We start from the raw sequence: 17,561 nt of genomic DNA, 5'->3' as shown, positions 1-17,561 counted from the left end.
ATACGTTATTGACATTGTGTCAATAATCAGCTGACCGAACGCGAACTGCGCGAGTGGGTCTGGTTTGCACCTTGAGTCATATTTTCCTGCACATGTTTAATTAAATGCTCTAAAAAAACACGTCCGCGCACAGGAAGAAATTTACGATTGGGAAATGCCGCTAGCAGGGTAAGGCGGTTGGTTATCCAAGGCGAAACCACTCTCAATAATTGCCCACTTTTGACGAATGGCGCCGCAATATCTTCTCCCTGGCTGCTGATACCCCCACCGTCCAGAGTTGCACGCATCAAGGTGTCCGTATGGTCTGCGATTAGAACGACGGGAGTCTCCACCACGATGTCTGGGGTACCTGCATCGGTGCTCATCAATGTCAACGGCCCCATGCGCCCAGTCGCAAGACGTAGGCGGAGCATGCGGTGGTTGTTTAGATCGCTCGGCACCATAGGTTCGCCGAATCGCTGTATGTAGGCCGGCGATGCATAGAGCACAGCGTGGCTTTTTGTCACCTCACGCACGACAATGTCCGCAGGCAGCGGTGCAGAGCCGCTCAGGAACGTCAGGTCGTATTCTTCGATAGGCGGATTTGCCATGTCAAGCACACGAATGTCCAGTTGAATCTCGGGGTGCAACGCATGGAAATCCGCAATAGCCGGTGCCAGCATGTGCGTGGCGATGACTGGCGATGCGAGGATGCGCAGCCTGCCTCGCAGCTCCTTCGTTTGCCCCCGGATATTGGCATCCGCTTCGTCGATGTCAGCCAGAATCAACCTCACCCGGGCCAGATACTCTTCTCCGGCAGGAGTCAGTGCTGCTCGCCGGGTAGTTCGTTGAAGCAAGGGTGCGCCGAGGTGCTTCTCCAAGTCCACGAGCAACCGTGTTACGACGGCGGGGTCAAGGTGCATTTTCCTTGCTGCCGCAGCAAACCCTCCCTCATCGACGACGCGTTGGAAAACGCGCATTGATTGCAACCGATCCATGTCTGCCTTTCGTTTTCGGAATGACTTTACTCCGCATCCGCAAACCCGCTGTATGTGCGCGTGACAAACCTATCTTGATGAGGTTTTGCGGCCGAAGTTTACGGTTGCTAGCGATGCGGCAAAGTCCATCTCCCAAGCGTCTAGGCCATGGCCATGCACAAAAGTACCCCAGGTAGCCCCAGGCTGAGCGAAGAGCAAGCCTTGAATGGCATTGTGTTCGTGCAGCGCACAGGCACGCTATAGGAGCATTCGCCCCAGGAACTGGGCTTTGGCCGTGGCATTGCATGCTGGAGGCGGCTAATCGCCATGATTCGGTGATCTTCGGGGAATTGGTGGATGTCCTGCCTGCCGTGGGAGGCAAGCCAGGTAGACCAGCGTCGCTGGCTACAGAAACTGCATGCGGACAGGGGTTAAGACTTCGCCCGCTGCCACACTGATCTCAGAGCTTGAACACGTTCTCAAGCGTCGGGGTATCCAGGATCGGATTGCCCGCTGGGGTATTGAGCGCATTGACCGGCTTGGGCGTCATCGGTCTTGACACTCACACCCAATGCATCCAGCTTCTTTGCGTACGAGTCCCTGCGTTTTGCCGCCTTAGTAGCCGCGTCAACCGCAGCTTGGATGGCTTTGGGCCCCTTTTTCGCAGCTACTTTGATCAATCCGAACTTGTGAGCGGCATCGGCCTCCGCCCGCTTGAAAGTGGCGATGATTTCGGCATGGGCAAAAGATGGATTCACAGGTGCCCTTAAATTTTTATGTGAGTGCGAAGCAACGCTGTTCTCAATTCGCGGTTTGCGGGTTTTGAAACATCTACACCCTGAACCGCCAGGTCGAACGGTGAGCCAGGTCTGATGCTGGTGGGGAGTATTTTTTTTACGGGATTCGTAGCTGGGTACTTGCCATCAGCAGCGCACATACGAACGGAAAACCCGAATTCGTCGAGTACCCCTTTCGCGTACAACTCCACCAAATGTTGAAACGACACGAATGTTGAGTATTTCACCTCCTTAACCCCTGGCTCACGGATGCTACGAACGATCTCAAATTTGCCAAGAGTATCTCGTTGTGTATTCGTAAAGGGATGCACCAAGAACGTCCCAGGATGTCCTCCCTTTTGGGGTGCCAGCGTGTGCTCGACGGCAATATCAGTGAGTAGCATGTTGTTTTCCTTGTGATTCAATAAGCCACAGCTGTCGGTGGACGCAGGTGTCCAGTATTGCGGCAAGGCGCTACGGACCTCATTTGCCGCGTCTGAAACAGGTGGCCCAAAGTGTTTGATTCCGACGAACTATCAACGCATGGAACGTGTTGATGGAATCATGGCCTTAGGGCGGGAGTATCCAACGGACTTTATTTGTTTCAGTCAGGCGCTCAGAATCTTTTGCGCGGAAAAATTGATTTCGTCGAGAGCTTACAAAATAAGAAGGGCCCAGTGGCCCCTTTTTTCGACGTTTGTTCTGCGTATGCAGCAGAAATTGAGAGTGCAGGGTGCCATTGCTTGCGGAGCCAAGCGGGGCAAGATGGATGATCTTTTCATCTAGGAGATTGGTAATCTGCCTAGCTTCTGGGCCAAGCGCCTGATGCTAATTGTGACCAAGCCCCTTGCCGCGTGCGTTGACACATCCGCCTTTTTGCTGCCGATCTAGGTGTGCCTTTGTGGCGTTCGCATGCCGGATGTTGGATGGACTCTAAAAGTCGGTACTTGGGCGTGCAACCTTGGGGAGCAAGAGTCGTTTCTAGCCAAGGCCGGTGCATGCACCGTGCATTCAAAGTTTATAAGACTTTTATGCCTCTAGCGCATATTAAATAAGCGTGAGTAGCTATCATTATTGATGGCGTCTAGCACCAAGCTAGCCAAGGTCGTAGGCTGGCAGTTGTGCCTGCAGCGACCGCACTTGGCGCTCCAGTGCCTCTATGCGGTTGAGGTGGCCCAGCAGCAAAGCGACGCTGAACATATCCAGGTCAAAGTCCTGGCGCAATTTGCCGGCGGTGCGCAGCGGTGCTACCCATTCGGCGCTGAAAGCGGATTCTTGTGGAGCGGCCTGCAGTGGGGCCAGCGGCACCAAGGCGCTGTAGTCGATCAGTTCTTCCAGATCTGCCGTGCCCATTCCGCAGCAGCGGGACAGTTCGGCCAAAGTCATGGTTTCGCTGGCATCCAGCCAGACCCATTCAACGAGGGTGAGGTTCATGGTGCGGCTCCTTGTGGGGGCGTTTGGCGTGGGTTGAAGTGTGAGATGCGCGACAGCTCCACATACAGCTCGCGCTCGCGGTCTGACAGCGTGGTGGGCACGTCGATGTGGACCAGTGCATAGAGGTCGCCAAACCCGCTTTTCCCTTGGGCCAGGCCCCGACCGCGCAAGCGCAGTTTGCGGCCCGAGCGGGTGCCCTTGGGCACGGTTAGCAACACCGGGCCATCCAGTGTGGGTACCTCGATTTCTGCGCCCAAGGTCGCCTCCCACGGGGTCAGCGTCAGGTCAAAGTACAGGTCGTGGTGGTCCGGGCGGAACAGGGGGTGGGGCGCCAGCGTGATGTGCAGGTAAATGTCGCCATCGGCCCCGCCGTTGCGGCCCTTGCCACCTTTGCCGCGCAGCCTGAGCTTTTGGCCTTCGCGTGTGCCGGGCGGGATGCTGACCTCCAATGTGCGCGTGCCACCGGCATCGGCTAAGTTCAGGTTGAGTGTGCGGCCCCGGTGTGCGTCTTCCAAGCTGATCTGCACCGTGTTTTCGTAGTCGTGGCCGGGTGTGGCCATCGCTTCGCGGGCTGAGCCTCTGCGGCCATGGCCCATGGCGGCCAGCAGGTCGGCCAGGTCCATGTCGTCAAACGATGTGGCATCTGCCGCATGGTCGTGCCGCCACTGGGGTGGTGGCGCAAATTCTTCTCCGGCCCGTGGCTGGCCCAGTGCGTCGTAGGCGGCTCGCTTCTCGGGGTCCTTGAGTGTGGCGTAGGCCTCGGCAGCATCTTTGAAGCGGGCTTCGGCATCGCTTGCCTTGGATACGTCCGGGTGGGTCTGGCGCGCCAGTTTGCGATAGGCCTTCTTGATCTGGTCCAGGCTGGCATCGCGTGGCAGGCCCAGTGTGGCGTAGTAGTCTTTGTATTGCATAGCGGGAGGCCTTATGTAAAAGACGCATTCATGGGCCGGGTGTTGTGCACCCATGTGCCAAAACCCATGGTGTCCGCATTTGCGCCGGGCAGGCTGATCTATGTCAAGGATTGGTCTGGAACTTGTCGCCTGTTCAGGCGACTCTGGCTTGAATGGAGCCAATGGGGCTTCATCGGCGTGTCCGCCGGCACATCACCTTTGCCGCTGGGACATGCATTGCTTGGGAGGCCTGTCACCGTCCAGCTGTCATCGGTATTTTTCTGGCGCAAGCCTCAATGCCCCAGGCGCAGAGGGCTATGCCTTTCCGCCTGGGGTACTGGAGATGGATGATTCGACTTATGCGCTTATGCCAGGTCGAAGCGGTCCAGGTTCATGACTTTGGTCCAGGCTGCGACGAAGTCCGTCACCAGCTTTTGCACGCCGCCAGCGCTGGCATAGACCTCGGCGTATGCCCGCAGAACCGAGTTGGAGCCGAAGATCAGGTCGTTGCGGGTGCCGGTGTATTTCACCTGGCCGGTCTTGCGATCGCGGCCTTCGAATACTTCAGCCTCGCCGTCCACGGCCTTCCATTCGATACCCATGTCCAGCAGGCGCACGAAGAAATCGTTGCTGAGCACGCCGACCTGGTCGGTGAATACACCGTTCTTGCTGCCATCGGCATTGGCGCCCAACACGCGCAGGCCACCGACCAATGCGGTGAGTTCGGGCGGGGTCAGGGTCAGCAACTGGGCTTTGTCGACCAGCAGGGCTTCGGTCGGCGCGCCGATCTTGCCCTTTTTGTAGTTGCGGAAGCCATCGGCCACGGGTTCCAACACAGCAAAGGATTCGACATCGGTCTGCGCCTGTGTCGCATCGACACGGCCCGGCGCGAAAGGCACCACCACGGCCACGCCAGCCGCTTGGGCCGCCTGTTCGACACCCACGCTGCCCGCCAGCACGATCACGTCGGCCAGCGATGCCTTGCCAGATGCCTGCTGGATCTCAACCAGCTTGGGCAGCACCTGGACGGCGATCTTGTTGACTTCCCAGTCCTTTTGCGGGGCCAGGGCTAGGCGTGCGCCGTTGGCACCACCGCGTTTGTCGCCGCCACGGAAGGTGGAAGCCGAAGCCCAGGCCACGGATACCAGCTCGCTTACCGACAGGCCGGAGGCAGCGATCTTGGCTTTGAGCTCAGATACATCTGCCGCCGTTGGATGGAGGGTTGCTGCTGGCAGCGGGTCTTGCCAGATCAGGTCTTCCTTGGGCACTTCGGGGCCTAGGTAGCGTGCCTTCGGGCCCATGTCGCGATGGGTCAGCTTGTACCAGGCACGGGCAAAGGCTTCGGCAAAGGCCTGCGGGTCTTCATGGAAGCGCTTGGAGATCTTGCCGAACTCGGGGTCGAAGCGCAGCGTCAAGTCGGTGGTCAGCATGGTCGGCTTGTGGAATTTGCCCGGCACATGCGCGTCAGGGATGATCTCCGGGCCATTCGTGGCCACCCACTGCTTGGCACCGGCGGGCGAATGGGTCAGCTCCCATTCGTACTTGAACAGGTTTTCAAAGAAGTTGTTGCTCCATTGCGCCGGGGTAGTGGTCCAGGTGACTTCCAGGCCGCTGGACACGGTGTCTTTGCCGTGGCCGCTGCCAAAATTGCTGTTCCATCCCAAGCCCTGGGCTTCGATGCCCGCACCTTCGGGCTCTGGGCCCTTGTGCGACTCAGGCGCAGCGCCATGTGCCTTGCCAAAGGTATGGCCGCCAGCGATCAGGGCGACGATTTCTTCATCGTTCATCGCCATGCGGCTGAACGTGGTGCGGATGTCCTTGGCGGCGGCAAGGTAGTCACCGCTGGCATTCGGGCCTTCGGGGTTGACGTAGATCAGGCCCATGTGGGTGGCAGCGAGGTTGTTGTCCAACTCGCGATCTCCGCTGAAGCGCTTGTCTGTGGCCAGCCAGGTGGTTTCTGCGCCCCAGTTCACGTCCATATCGGGTTCCCAAACGTCTTCACGGCCGCCGGCAAAGCCGAAGGTACGGAAGCCCATGGACTCCAGCGCCACATTGCCGGTCAGGATGAACAGGTCTGCCCAGGAGATGCTTTGGCCGTACTTCTGCTTGATAGGCCAGAGCAGGCGGCGCGACTTGTCGATGTTGACGTTGTCGGGCCAGGAGTTCAGCGGTGCAAAGCGCTGTTGGCCACGGCCACCGCCGCCTCGGCCGTCTTGGGTGCGGTAGGTGCCGGCGCTGTGCCAGGCCATGCGGATGAACTGTGGACCGTAGTGGCCAAAGTCGGCCGGCCACCAGTCTTGGCTGTCGGTCATCAGCTTGACCAGATCCGCCTTGAGCGCCTTGTAGTCCAGCTTCTTGAATTCTTCAGCGTAATTGAACTTCTCGCCCAGCGGGTGGGACTTGTTGGAATGCTGGTTCAGCACATCAACCCGCAGCTGGTTGGGCCACCAGTCTTTGTTGGTTGTGCCGCCGCCGGCAGCATGGTGAAAAGGACACTTGGCTTCATTGGACATGGGGTTCTCCTTTGTCGGTTGGTGGCTGCATTTGTGGATACAAGGTGCCGCAGCAGCAGGCAGAAATATGCATGTGCGGCCTTTGTTTGCAAATGACAGACTGGGATGTTCATAGTAATTAATTCCTATGAATCCAAGAACTCAATAAAATTTATGTATTGAATAGAGTTTTTCAAAGATGCCCCCGGATTCTTTGCCCCCAAAGCTCTTTCAATCCCCTATCAGGGTGTTCCATCATCGAATTCGACCAGCTCCGCGTCCTCTGCCACCTGCTCGCCGATGGCGCAGTAAAACGCTTTGACCACCCCGTCACGCGGTGCGGTGATCGTATGCTCCATCTTCATCGCTTCCATGACCAATAGCGCCGAGCCTTTGTCTACCCGCGTACCTGCGGCGACCAGCAGTGCCAATACCTTTCCGGGCATTGGCGCTTTCAGGTGGCCTTCGACAGCGTGATCAGTGGCTATATATGCGGTAGGCACCAGGGCCAAAGCCCAGGTTCTTCCTTCGAAGAAAACATGTCTTTTGTCACCGACCGAAACTACTTTTGCGTGTAGTTGGCGTTCACCTATGCGGGCCTGCAGCTGGCCTTGCATGTTCAGTTGGGCGTGTACGTGCCGGCGTTCTGAATGCATCCACAGCGCATATTCGCCGGTCGTTCCCAGGCTTTCTGCCTCGATAGCTTGCACGGTATCCGCCATGCGCAGCTGTACCGTGCGTCTAGCCCGTCCATACAGGCGCCAGCCGTCGAGTGCATGCCAGGGGGAATCTGGATACGCGTCACACGCCGCCGCGCGTGCAGTCTCCTGGACGTGGTGCAGCAGTTCGGCCAGTGTTGCCAGCAACCACACCTCGTCAGGCACGCGGGTGTTGGGTGGGAATAGAAACCCTGCTTCGCGCTCTATCAGGCCGGTGTCAAGATCTGCATGGCTGAAGGAGGGGCTTGTCACCAGACGCGAGAGGAACTCGATGTTGGTCTGAACGCCCGCCACCTGGTACTGGCACAGCGCCTGGTGCATGCGCGCAAGTGCCTGGCTGCGGTCTGTGCCCCAGACGATCAGCTTGGCGATCATGGGGTCGTAGTGGGGCGTGATCTCGTCGCCTTGCTCCACACCCGTGTCAATGCGTACGTGGGCCGATTCCTGCGGTGTTGCCAGATGCACCAGCCGCCCGGTAGAGGGCAGGAATCCTTTGTTGGGGTCTTCGGCATAAATGCGGGCCTCCAGCGCGTGGCCGCGAAGGTTAATTTGGTCTTGCCGCAGTGGCAGCGGCTCGCCACTGGCAACGCGTAGCTGCCACTCCACCAAATCCAAACCCGTCAGCATTTCGGTCACAGGGTGTTCGACCTGCAGGCGGGTATTCATCTCCATGAAGTAGAAGCTGCCGTCCTGCTGGGCAATGAACTCCACCGTTCCGGCACCCACATAGCCTACGGCTTTGGCTGCCTCTACGGCTGCCTGGCCCATGGCCGCGCGGCGCTCCGGCGTCATGCCAGGAGCGGGGGCTTCTTCCAGTACCTTCTGGTGGCGGCGTTGCACAGAACAGTCGCGTTCGAACAAATACACCATTTGCCCCTGCATGTCGCCAAACACCTGGATCTCGATATGCCGGGGCTTGAGCACATATTTTTCGACCAGCACCTGGTCGCTGCCAAAGGCGTTCAATGCCTCGCGCTGGCAGGAGCTGAGCGCGGCAGCAAAGTCGGCCGCCTGGTCTACGCGGCGCATGCCTTTGCCGCCACCGCCGGCGCTGGCTTTGATCAGCACGGGGTAGCCTATGCTGTCTGCCTGCTGGGCCAGGAACAGCGGGTCCTGGTTGCTGCCGTGGTAGCCGGGCGTCAAAGGTACGCCGGCCTTCTCCATCAACTGTTTCGCGGCAGACTTGCTGCCCATGGCCTGGATCGCAGTGGCTGGCGGACCAATGAAGACAATGCCTGCCCGTTCACAGGCTTCGGCGAAGCCTGCGTTCTCGGACAGAAAGCCGTAGCCGGGGTGGATGGCCTCCGCGCCGCTCTGCTGTGCAGCCGCCAAGATACGGTCCGCACGCAGATAGGAATCCAGCGCGGGGGCTGGCCCGATCCACAGGGCTTCGTCGGCCAGGCGGACATGGCGTGCATGGGCATCTGCATCGGAATACACCGCGACGGTGGCAATACCGAGTTGGCGTGCTGTCTTGATGACACGGCAAGCGATTTCCCCCCGGTTGGCGATGAGGATTTTTTTGAACATCTTTTCCTCCTTATGTGTGGTTCCAGACGGGCGAACGCTTTTCCAGAAACGCGCTCAATCCCTCTTTGGCTTCGGGGGTTGCGCGCAGCTCTGCAATACGCTGCGCAGTCTTGGTGGCTAGCGCTGCGTCTATCGGTTTGTGGGCGATACGGCGGATCAGTTGGGTTGCGGCCGCCTGCGCAAGTGGGCCGCCGGCCAACAGTGCATCGACGATCTGCTGCACGCAGGCGTCCAACTGCTCGGGCTCGACCACTTCATGTGCCAGGCCGATGTGCTGTGCGCGCTGGGCATCGATGCGCTCCGCCGTCTGGAAGTAGCGGTAGGCCTGCCGCTCGCCGATGGCGCGCACAACGTAGGGGCCAATGGCTGCGGGAATGATGCCGAACCGGACTTCGGTGATGGCAAATGAGGCCTTGGTGGATGCGATGCAGATGTCGCATGCCGCCGCCAATCCCATGCCACCGCCCAGGGCTGCACCATGTACGCGCGCAACCGTGGGCGTGGCGCATTGCGACAGGGTGCTGAACAGGGCTGCCAGCTTGTGCGCACTGGCCAGGTTGTCGTCCAGCGGGGCCTCGCCCTGGCGCCGCATCCAGCCCAGGTCGGCTCCGGCCGAGAAACTTTTGCCGGTGCCTGCCAATACGATGGCGCGCACTGCAGGCGTGGCGTCAAGCTCGGCGACACAGCTTGTTAGCTCCTGGACCAGGATTTCGTCGAAAGCGTTGTGGACTTCGGCGCGGTCCATCCAGATCCAGGCACAGCCGCCACGGTGTTCGATCTTCAGGTATTGGTAGTGCATACGGGCCTCACATGCCTTACATACGAAACAGGCCGAACTTCGTCGGCAGGATGGGTGCGTTCAGCGTGGCCGCCAAGGACAGGCCCAGTACGCGCCGCGTCTGGGCCGGGTCCACCACCCCGTCATCCCACAGGCGGGCTGTGGCGTAGTAGGGGTGGCCTTGCTCTTCGTATTGCGCCCGAATGGGGGCTTTGAAGTCTTCTTCCGCTTGTGCGGACCACGTACCTTGTTGGGCCTCTATGCCATCGCGCTTGACGGTGGCCAGCACGCCGGCAGCCTGCTCGCCGCCCATTACGCTGATGCGTGCGTTGGGCCACATCCACAGCAAGCGCGGGGAGTAGGCGCGGCCGCACATGCCGTAGTTGCCGGCGCCAAAGCTGCCGCCGATCAGCATGGTCAGCTTGGGCACGCCCACGGTGGCTACCGCCGTGACCATCTTCGCGCCGTCCTTGGCAATGCCCGCGTTTTCATACTTGCGGCCCACCATGAAGCCGCTGATGTTTTGCAGAAACACCAGCGGCACACCCCGCTGGCCGCACAGCTCTATGAAGTGCGCGCCTTTTTGTGCCGACTCCCCGAACAGGATGCCGTTGTTGGCGATGATGCCCACCGGCATACCGTACAGGTGCGCAAAGCCTGTGACCAGGGTGGCACCGTAGCGGGCCTTGAATTCGTCAAAGCGGGAGCCGTCCACCACGCGGGCGATGACTTCGCGTACGTCGTACGGCTTGCGCGTGTCTTGCGGGATGATGCCGTAGATGTCCTCGGCGTCGTACAGGGGCTCTTCACTGGCTTGCAGCCGCAGGCCCAAGGGTTTTCGGTGGTTCAGATTCGCCACGATGCTGCGTGCAATGGACAGTGCGTGCTGGTCGTTTTCTGCCAGGTGGTCGGCCACGCCGGAGATGCGGGTGTGGGTGTCACCCCCGCCCAGGTCTTCCGCGCTAACCACTTCGCCGGTGGCCGCTTTTACCAGCGGCGGCCCACCCAGGAAGATCGTGCCCTGGTTCCGCACGATGATGGTTTCATCGCTCATGGCCGGCACATAGGCCCCGCCCGCCGTGCACGAGCCCATGACCACAGCGATTTGTGGAATGCCCTTGGCCGACATGTGCGCCTGGTTGTAGAAGATGCGGCCAAAGTGTTCCCGGTCGGCGAACACCTCGTCTTGCAGCGGCAGAAATGCCCCGCCTGAATCCACCAGGTAAATGCAGGGCAGGTGGTTTTGCTCGGCAATTTCCTGCGCACGCAGGTGCTTCTTCACCGTCATCGGAAAGTAGGTTCCGCCTTTGACGGTGGCGTCATTGGCCAGCAGCATGCATTCCACGCCATGGACGCGTCCTATGCCCGCCACTAGGCCGGCGCCGGGGGCATCTCCGCCGTACATACCGTAGGCCGCCAGTTGGCCAATTTCCAGGAAGGGGCTGCCCGGGTCTACCAGCTGATCCACGCGGTCCCGTGGCAGTAGCTTGCCGCGCGCGGTGTGGCGGCTTCGCGCCAGCTCGCCACCCCCCAGTGCGGCTGCATCCGTTTTGGCGCGCAAGTCGGCGACTGCTGAACGCATGGCTGCGGCATTGGCCTGGAAGTCGGCCGCGCGCGGGTTGATGTGTGTTGCCAAGGCGTGCATGTAGTGTCTCCTTGCGATAGATGCTGGTGCCTGCACTCTATGCCCGGGCTTCGCACATGTCTTGCCAGTGGAGTTGCAAATCCTGCCATGCCACTCTAGACTTTCAGCGATGCATGTTTCGCCCCGTTCGGCAGCTTCACTCTCGGCTGTAACGCCTATGGCTTTTATACGAGCCATATTGCTGGCTTACCAGAAATACGGCGTAGACCCTGCAAATGCTCTGCATGCGGCACAAATTGCGACACGAGATGTGGACCGCGCCGATGCCCGGGTCACGGCCGCGCAGATGGAGGCCATCAGTGCCCACGCCATGCACGAGCTGGACGATGAAGCCCTGGGCTGGTTCTCGCGCAAGCTGCGTTGGGGCAGCTACGGCATGTTGAGCCGGGCATCCATTTCCTCCCCTAATCTCGGCGTGGCGCTGAAGCGCTGGTGCCGCCACCACGGCTTGCTGGTGGACGACATCGCGCTCAAGCTGGAGGTGGCTGCCGGCGTGGCCACGCTGTCCATAGACGAGCGGCGTGATCTGGGCCCGTTTCGCGAGTTCTGCCTAGTCACCTGCCTGCGCAACGCGCATGGCGTGGCCTGCTGGATGGTGGATTCGCGCTTGCCGCTGGCCCAGGCCTGCTTTCCCTTCGCGGCGCCTGCCCATGCCGCCGTATATCCGCTCATGTTTCCTGGGGCAGTGGAGTTTGGCGCGGCAGGTGCCTGCATACGTTTCGACGCACAGTACCTGGCTTTGCCCATACGCCGTGACGAGAAGGCCCTGGGCCTGATGTTGCGCCGGCCCTTGCCGCTGATTGTGTTGCCCTACCGGCGTGACAGGCTGCTGGCGCAACGTGTCAAAAATCTGTTGCAGCAACGGCCAGCCGACTTTACCCAGGCCGAGGCTATCGCCACGGAGCTACGGCTTTCTGTGCGCAGTTTGCACCGCCAGTTGCTGGCCGAGGCGGTGTCGCTGCAAGGTTTAAAGGACGAAGTGCGGCGCGACCTGGCCACGCAGCAGTTGCTGCGCACGGCCAAGCCGGTCAAACAGATTGCTTTGGCGGTGGGCTTTACCAATGAAAAGAGCTTTTCCCGTGCATTCAAGGGCTGGACGGGCCAGGCGCCGGCAGAGTTCAGAGCTGCGGGACATGCGGCGTAGTGGGTTTGGTGGTTAAAACCGCCTGCACCGCATATAAATACTGCGCAAGCAGCTATCTAAAGTGTAGCGAGGCCTCTGCGGCGCAGCATCTCCCGCACCATGGCCGAAAACTGGGCCGCGGTGTCGTGCCGTACCAGGGACGGGCCTATCAACGGCGGGAACCAGAAGCCAGCCAAGGCTTCTACGTGGTAGACCAGCTTTGTGCCGCTGCCCTCGGGGTGCAGATGCATCACGCTTTCCAGGTGCTGCAGATTGCCACCCACGCCGTGGGCGTGGATTTCGGTTTCGGGCGTCAGCGTGATTTCGCGGATGGACTCGAAGTTGGCCGAAAACACGCCGTACTTGGCCACACCGGTCTGGCTGACTTTGAGCTCGGTATCACTGATTTTGTGGGCGTGGCTACTGGTCAGGTTGGGCAGAAACTCCGGCATGTGCTCGAAGTCTGTCAGCACGGCCCAGGCCTGGGCTGGGGGCACAGGGGCGTAAAAGCTCAGGTCCACGGTAAAGCTTTGCCCGGAGCGCTGGACTTGCACGTCCTCTTCCGCGACGGCCTGGGGTGGGTCCGCCGCCTGCGCGAATGGAGCAGCAGCCCACAGGGCTGTTGCAGTGAAACCGACCCAACATGCACGGCGCAACATAGCAATCCATTTCCTCAAATTGAGGTCCAGTGTGCCATGCGTTGCGCCGCCGTGCAGGGCGCCCACCCGCGAATACAGCAGGGCTGTGGGGCTCAATAACCAGACCCAGCGCCGCTGGTGATGGGACTGGCTGTCTTGAAGAGGGCCAGCTGTTCCTTGGCCGCCTTGACCAGCAGGCTGGTGTCCACGCCCACGGCCACAAACAGGGCACCCAGGGCCAGGTATTTTTGGGCCAGCACCGGGTCTACCGCCAGGATGCCGGCCGCCTTGCCCGCCGCCTGTACGATGGCCATGCCCTCGGCAATCGCCTGCTGCACGTCCGGGTGGCCGGGCTGGCCCAGCAGCCCCATCGAGGCCGACAGGTCCGAGGGGCCGAAGAACACGCCGTCTACCCCTTCCACCTCGGCAATGGCTTTCAGGTTCTTCAGCGCGGCCAGGGTTTCGACCTGCACCAGCACGCACATTTCGGCATTGGCCTGGTGCAGATAGCCTTCGATCTGGTTCCAGCGCGAGGAGCGGGCCAGCGCGCTGCCCACGCCGCGTACGCCGTGCGGTGGGTAGCGGGTGGCGGCCACCATCTGGGCGGCCTGCTCGGCCGTGTCCACCATGGGGATCAGCAGGGTTTGCGCGCCGGTGTCCAGCAGCTGCTTGATCAGCGCCACATCGCCTATGTGCGGGCGCACGATGGCGTGGCCAGGGTAGGGCGCCACCGCCTGCAGCTGGGCCAGGATGCTGCGCACATCGTTGGGCGCGTGTTCGCCGTCGATCAGCAGCCAGTCGTAGCCGGTGGTGGCGAGGGCTTCGGCTGCATAGGCATCGGCCAGGCCGACCCACAGGCCGATCTGGGCGCGGCCTTCGCGCAGGTTTTTCTTGAAGGTATTGGTGGGCATGTGCATGCCGAAATCCTACGCTACCTAAGGCAACGTTGAACAAGTCCCTCGCGGTCTGCGCATCCCTGGCCTCGGGCGGTCTGCTGCGTTGCAAATCCTCGCCATAGCCCAAGCTATGTCTGCGGTTTGCGCCTTGCATCCCATCCCGAGCCAGGGCGCGCAGCCTCGCGGGGGCTTATTCAGCGTCGCCCTAACCCGCGTCGGGCTGCATCTCCGGCGCGGCTTGCTGGAACGCTTTTAAGGCGCTGCAGCGCGCATGCACGGCCACCACGGTGGGGAACGGGTCCAGCTTGCAGGCAAAGCGCTGGGCGTTGAAGACCTGGGGCACCAGGCAGCAGTCGGCCAGGCTGGGGCTGTCGCCCACGCAGAACTGGCCTGCGGTGTGCGCCAGGCGGGCCTCTATCGTGGCCAGGCCGGTTTCGGTCCAGTGGCGGTACCAGCGCATTTTTTGCTCTTCATCCAGGCCCATTTCGTCTTGGAGGTAGTTCAGTACCCGCAGATTGTTCAGCGGGTGGATTTCGCAGGCAATGTCCAGTGCCAGCGCGCGGATGTGGGCGCGCTCTAGTGGTGAGCGGCCCAGCAACGGCGGCTGGGGGTGTAGCTCTTCCAGATACTCGATGATGGCCAGCGACTGGGTGAGGACGTGCCCGTCGTCCACCAGGGCCGGCACCAGGCCTGCGGGGTTGATGGCGCGGTAGGCGGCGCTGCGCTGCTCGCCGCCGTTTTTCACAAGGTGCACCGGCAGTATCTGGGCGTCCAGGCCTTTCAGGCCCAGCGCGATGCGCACGCGGTAGGCGGCCGAGCTGCGGAAGTAGCTGTGCAGTTGCAGCATGGCAGCCTCAGGGCAGAGGGGGAGCCGCCAGCACCGTACCGCTGGCTTCGCCAAAGCCGATGCGGGCGGCACCGGGGCGCTCGCAGTAGGCGCGCAGCGTGAGGGTGTCGCCGTCTTCCAGGAAGGTACGCGACTCCCCACCGGGCAGCGCAATAGCCTGCTTGCCGCCCAGCGACAGCTCCAGCAGCGAGCCGCCCTGGCCGGCCGCTGGGCCGGACTGGGTGCCCGTGCCGAGCAGGTCGCCGGGCTGCAGATTGCAGCCATTGCTGGCGTGGTGCACCAGCAGCTGGGCCAGGGTCCAGTAGGCGTCGCGGAAGTTGGACTGCGACAGTCGCACCGCCGCCAGCCCTGCCTCGCGCATGGCGCGGCTTTGCAGCCAGACTTCCAGCGTGATGTCGATGGCGCCTTGCGTGCGGTTGGCGTCGCTGCTCAGATATGGCAGGGGCTGTGGGTCACCGGCGGGCCGCTCGAAGGCGACACGGTAGGGCGCCAGCGCCTCCATGGTGACGACCCAGGGTGCTAGGGTAGAGCCAAAGTTCTTGGCCAGGAATGGGCCTAGCGGCTGGTATTCCCAGGCTTGCAAGTCGCGGGCCGACCAGTCGTTGAACAGGGCCAGGCCGAACAGCCGGTCTTCGGCTTCGGACATGGGTACGGGCTCGCCCAGCGCGTTCGCCGGGCCGACAAAAGCGCCCAGCTCCAGTTCGTAGTCCAGGCGCCTGCTGGGGCCGAAGCTGGGCGTGTCTTCTGCGCCCTTGAGTTGTCCTAGTGGGCGGCGCACCGGTTGGCCGCTGACCACGATGCTGGAGGCGCGGCCGTGGTAGCCAATGGGCACCCATTTGTAGTTGGGCAGCAACGGGTTGTCGGGGCGGAACAGCTTGCCCACCGTGGTGGCGTGGTGGATGCCGGTGTAGAAGTCGGTGTAGTCGCCGATGTGGCAGGGCAGGGCCATTTCTGCATCTTGCTGGGCTACCAGGCAGGACTGCAGCGCAGCGGCTTGAGGGCTGCCTTCCGCCAGGGCCGCAGAGAAGGCAGAGCGCAGGGCCTGGCGCTGGCTCTTGGGTGCGGCCATTACGGTGTTCAGGTCGCCGCCTGCCAGTGCGGACACCAGCGGGGCCAGCGCTGGCGGCCAGGCGGCGTGCTGCTGTGCGCGCTGCAGGTCCAGGATCTGGTCGCCAATGGCGATGCCGATACGCCAGGCCTCGCCGCTGCCGGCGCGGCGAAAGCGGCCATAGGGCAGGTTCTGGATGGGGAAGTCGCTGCCATGCTGGTTGGCTGAGGCTACCCAGCTGCGCAGCGTGGGGGCGTGGGTGAAATCCAGTGCGTTGCTCATGGGGTGGCTTTCTTGAAATGGTCTTGCAGGCCTTGCCAGCATTGGGCGTAGTCGGGGTCCAGGCTGCTGCCCTGCATGGCGTAGGCGGTAGGTACGAAGCGGTAGCGGCTCTCCAGCATGAAGGCCAGGGTGTCGTCCAGCTTCTGGGGTGCCAGGGGAGCGTGGCTGGCCTTGTCGAAGGCGTCGGTGTCCGGGCCGTGCGGCACCATGCAGTTGTGCAGGCTGGCGCCGCCGGGTTTGAAGCCCTCGGGCTTGGCGTCGTACTGGCCGTAGACCAGGCCCATGAATTCGCTCATCAGGTTGCGGTGGTACCAGGGCGGGCGGAAGGTGTCCTCGGCCACCAGCCAGCGCGGCGGGAAGATGACGAAGTCGCAGTTGGCTGTGCCCTGCGTATCGCTGGGGCTGGTTAGCACGGTGAAGATGGACGGGTCGGGGTGGTCAAAGCTGATGGAGCCGATCACCATGAAATTGGCCGTGTCGTACTTCAGCGGCGCCAGGTTGCCGTGCCAGGCCACCACGTTGAAGGGCGTGCCCTGGTGGGTGTTGCGCCACAGCCGGCTACCGAATTTCTTGATGATTTCGTAGTCGCCGGTGGGCTCCTCAAAAGCCGCCACGGGGGCCAGAAAGTCGCGTGCATTGGCCAGGCCGTTGGAGCCTATCGGCCCCAGCTCGGGCAGGCGGAAGGCGGCGCCGTAGTTCTCGCACACATAGCCTCGCGACATGCCATCCGGCAGGGCCACCTTGAACGCCATGCCGCGTGGGATGAGCGCGATCTCGCCGGGGCGTACGTCCAGCACGCCCAGCTCGGTGGTGATGACGAGCCGGCCTTGCTGCGGGATCAGCAGCAGCTCGCCATCGGCATTCACCAGCGCACGCTGCTGCATGGAGGTGTTGGCGGCATAGACCAGGGCGCCCATGCCGGTCTGGGTTTCGGGGTCGCCATTGGCCACCACGGTGGCCAGGCCGTCGATGAAGTCCACCGCCGTATCCGTGGCAGGCAGGGGAAACGGGTTCCAGCGCAGCGGGTCGGGCGGCATGACCACGCCGGTGGCGGCGCCGCTGGTCCACCGCGGCTGGGCATAGGGCTGGTAGGCGCCGGTGACCACCGAGGGCTGGCGCCGGTACAGCCAGCTGCGGCGGTTTTCGGCGCGCGGCGCGGTGAAGGCCGAGCCGGAGACCAGCTCGGCGTATAGGTTCAGCGGTGCCCGCTGTGGGCTGTTGCGGCCCAGCGGCAGGCTGCCGGCCACGGCTTCGGTGGCGTGTTCGTTGCCAAAGCCACTCTGGTACTGGCGCGGGGCCAGGTTTGTCTCTGTCATATCGCTCTCGCTTTCTATAGCGGTGCTATGTTTTATGTAGCTACCTGCGCAGATAAATTGTGCGCTGGAGGCACTTTTCTTATAAATCTACACAAGGCTCCACGGCGTCAGTTTGCATTTGAATTCGTTATTTGCAAATTGATTTGTTGAATCATAGTCAAAAATTAGCGTATGGCAAAATTCTTTGGCAT

Annotated in this window: 15 protein-coding genes; 1 reads left to right on the top strand and 14 read right to left on the bottom strand. The window is 61.7% G+C overall.

Annotation, left to right across the window (positions count from 1 at the left end; all coding sequences use genetic code 11):
- Window positions 1-26: 26 nt before the first annotated feature.
- From AC4BBN_RS04560 to AC4BBN_RS04520, 9 genes are all read right to left on the bottom strand, one after another.
- Window positions 27-977: a LysR family transcriptional regulator gene (locus tag AC4BBN_RS04560; RefSeq protein ID WP_490590763.1), complete on the bottom strand. Its 951-nt coding sequence runs from the start codon at window positions 975-977 to the stop codon at window positions 27-29.
- Window positions 978-1,435: 458 nt separating this feature from the next.
- Window positions 1,436-1,714 carry a hypothetical protein gene (locus tag AC4BBN_RS04555; RefSeq protein ID WP_490590762.1) on the bottom strand — a complete coding sequence of 93 codons (279 nt, stop codon included), beginning with the start codon at window positions 1,712-1,714 and terminating at the stop codon, window positions 1,436-1,438.
- Between the two features lie 8 nt (window positions 1,715-1,722).
- Entirely contained in the window at window positions 1,723-2,136 is a 414-nt protein-coding gene (locus AC4BBN_RS04550) for a hypothetical protein (RefSeq protein WP_490590761.1), read from the bottom strand.
- A 691-nt stretch (window positions 2,137-2,827) separates the two neighbouring features.
- The gene (locus tag AC4BBN_RS04545; RefSeq protein ID WP_490590760.1) at window positions 2,828-3,166 is read right to left on the bottom strand and encodes a chaperone modulator CbpM; all 339 of its coding nucleotides are present in this window, start codon (window positions 3,164-3,166) and stop codon (window positions 2,828-2,830) included.
- Window positions 3,163-4,077, bottom strand: coding sequence for a DnaJ C-terminal domain-containing protein (locus AC4BBN_RS04540; protein WP_490590759.1), 915 nt, complete (start codon window positions 4,075-4,077; stop codon window positions 3,163-3,165). The genes AC4BBN_RS04545 and AC4BBN_RS04540 overlap by 4 nt, the downstream gene beginning before the upstream one ends.
- A 344-nt stretch (window positions 4,078-4,421) precedes the next feature.
- Window positions 4,422-6,569, bottom strand: coding sequence for a catalase/peroxidase HPI (gene katG, locus AC4BBN_RS04535; RefSeq protein WP_490590758.1), 2,148 nt, complete (start codon window positions 6,567-6,569; stop codon window positions 4,422-4,424).
- 221 nt (window positions 6,570-6,790) lie between these two features.
- Complete coding sequence (locus AC4BBN_RS04530; protein ID WP_490590757.1) at window positions 6,791-8,797, bottom strand: acetyl/propionyl/methylcrotonyl-CoA carboxylase subunit alpha; 2,007 nt, start codon at window positions 8,795-8,797, stop codon at window positions 6,791-6,793.
- A gap of 10 nt (window positions 8,798-8,807) precedes the next feature.
- On the bottom strand, window positions 8,808-9,596 hold the full coding sequence (locus AC4BBN_RS04525; RefSeq protein ID WP_490590756.1) for an enoyl-CoA hydratase/isomerase family protein: 789 nt from the start codon (window positions 9,594-9,596) through the stop codon (window positions 8,808-8,810).
- Window positions 9,597-9,612: 16 nt separating this feature from the next.
- A complete protein-coding gene (locus AC4BBN_RS04520) occupies window positions 9,613-11,220 on the bottom strand; it encodes a carboxyl transferase domain-containing protein (protein ID WP_490590755.1) in 1,608 nt (535 codons plus the stop codon).
- Between the two features lie 157 nt (window positions 11,221-11,377).
- Between AC4BBN_RS04520 and AC4BBN_RS04515 the strand changes: the two genes are divergently transcribed.
- A complete protein-coding gene (locus AC4BBN_RS04515; RefSeq protein WP_490590754.1) occupies window positions 11,378-12,364 on the top strand; it encodes an AraC family transcriptional regulator in 987 nt (328 codons plus the stop codon).
- A 56-nt stretch (window positions 12,365-12,420) separates the two neighbouring features.
- On the opposite strand, the gene AC4BBN_RS04510 is transcribed toward AC4BBN_RS04515, so the two are convergent.
- The 5 genes from AC4BBN_RS04510 to hmgA form a co-directional block, all read right to left on the bottom strand.
- Window positions 12,421-13,098: an SRPBCC family protein gene (locus AC4BBN_RS04510; protein ID WP_490590753.1), complete on the bottom strand. Its 678-nt coding sequence runs from the start codon at window positions 13,096-13,098 to the stop codon at window positions 12,421-12,423.
- Window positions 13,095-13,898 (bottom strand): 4-hydroxy-2-oxoheptanedioate aldolase, encoded by an 804-nt coding sequence (gene hpaI, locus AC4BBN_RS04505; protein WP_490590752.1) that lies wholly within the window; start codon window positions 13,896-13,898, stop codon window positions 13,095-13,097. Before hpaI ends, AC4BBN_RS04510 begins: the two co-directional genes overlap by 4 nt.
- 184 nt (window positions 13,899-14,082) lie before the next feature.
- On the bottom strand, window positions 14,083-14,721 hold the full coding sequence (maiA, locus tag AC4BBN_RS04500; RefSeq protein WP_490591388.1) for a maleylacetoacetate isomerase: 639 nt from the start codon (window positions 14,719-14,721) through the stop codon (window positions 14,083-14,085).
- A gap of 10 nt (window positions 14,722-14,731) precedes the next feature.
- Entirely contained in the window at window positions 14,732-16,054 is a 1,323-nt protein-coding gene (fahA, locus tag AC4BBN_RS04495; protein ID WP_490590751.1) for a fumarylacetoacetase, read from the bottom strand.
- Window positions 16,051-17,370, bottom strand: a complete 1,320-nt coding sequence (gene hmgA / locus AC4BBN_RS04490; protein ID WP_490590750.1) for a homogentisate 1,2-dioxygenase — start codon at window positions 17,368-17,370, stop codon at window positions 16,051-16,053. Before hmgA ends, fahA begins: the two co-directional genes overlap by 4 nt.
- Between the last annotated feature and the right edge of the window lie 191 nt (window positions 17,371-17,561).

This window comes from Rhodoferax sp. SPJ21, from assembly GCF_058216335.1.
Note: the sequence above shows the minus strand (reverse complement) of the source record. Positions and strands in the feature narration are given on the sequence as shown.

Bases quoted from the DNA above. Each gene is read 5' to 3' on its own strand.
- fahA (WP_490590751.1), bottom strand. From the start codon at position 16,054: ATGAGCAACGCACTGGATTTCACCCACGCCCCCACGCTGCGCAGCTGG.
- katG (WP_490590758.1), bottom strand. From the start codon at position 6,569: ATGTCCAATGAAGCCAAGTGTCCTTTTCACCATGCTGCCGGCGGCGGC.
- AC4BBN_RS04515 (WP_490590754.1), top strand. From the start codon at position 11,378: ATGGCTTTTATACGAGCCATATTGCTGGCTTACCAGAAATACGGCGTA.
- AC4BBN_RS04540 (WP_490590759.1), bottom strand. From the start codon at position 4,077: ATGCAATACAAAGACTACTACGCCACACTGGGCCTGCCACGCGATGCC.
- AC4BBN_RS04545 (WP_490590760.1), bottom strand. From the start codon at position 3,166: ATGAACCTCACCCTCGTTGAATGGGTCTGGCTGGATGCCAGCGAAACC.
- hpaI (WP_490590752.1), bottom strand. From the start codon at position 13,898: ATGCACATGCCCACCAATACCTTCAAGAAAAACCTGCGCGAAGGCCGC.
- AC4BBN_RS04525 (WP_490590756.1), bottom strand. From the start codon at position 9,596: ATGCACTACCAATACCTGAAGATCGAACACCGTGGCGGCTGTGCCTGG.
- AC4BBN_RS04520 (WP_490590755.1), bottom strand. From the start codon at position 11,220: ATGCACGCCTTGGCAACACACATCAACCCGCGCGCGGCCGACTTCCAG.
- AC4BBN_RS04550 (WP_490590761.1), bottom strand. From the start codon at position 2,136: ATGCTACTCACTGATATTGCCGTCGAGCACACGCTGGCACCCCAAAAG.
- AC4BBN_RS04560 (WP_490590763.1), bottom strand. From the start codon at position 977: ATGGATCGGTTGCAATCAATGCGCGTTTTCCAACGCGTCGTCGATGAG.
- AC4BBN_RS04530 (WP_490590757.1), bottom strand. From the start codon at position 8,797: ATGTTCAAAAAAATCCTCATCGCCAACCGGGGGGAAATCGCTTGCCGT.
- hmgA (WP_490590750.1), bottom strand. From the start codon at position 17,370: ATGACAGAGACAAACCTGGCCCCGCGCCAGTACCAGAGTGGCTTTGGC.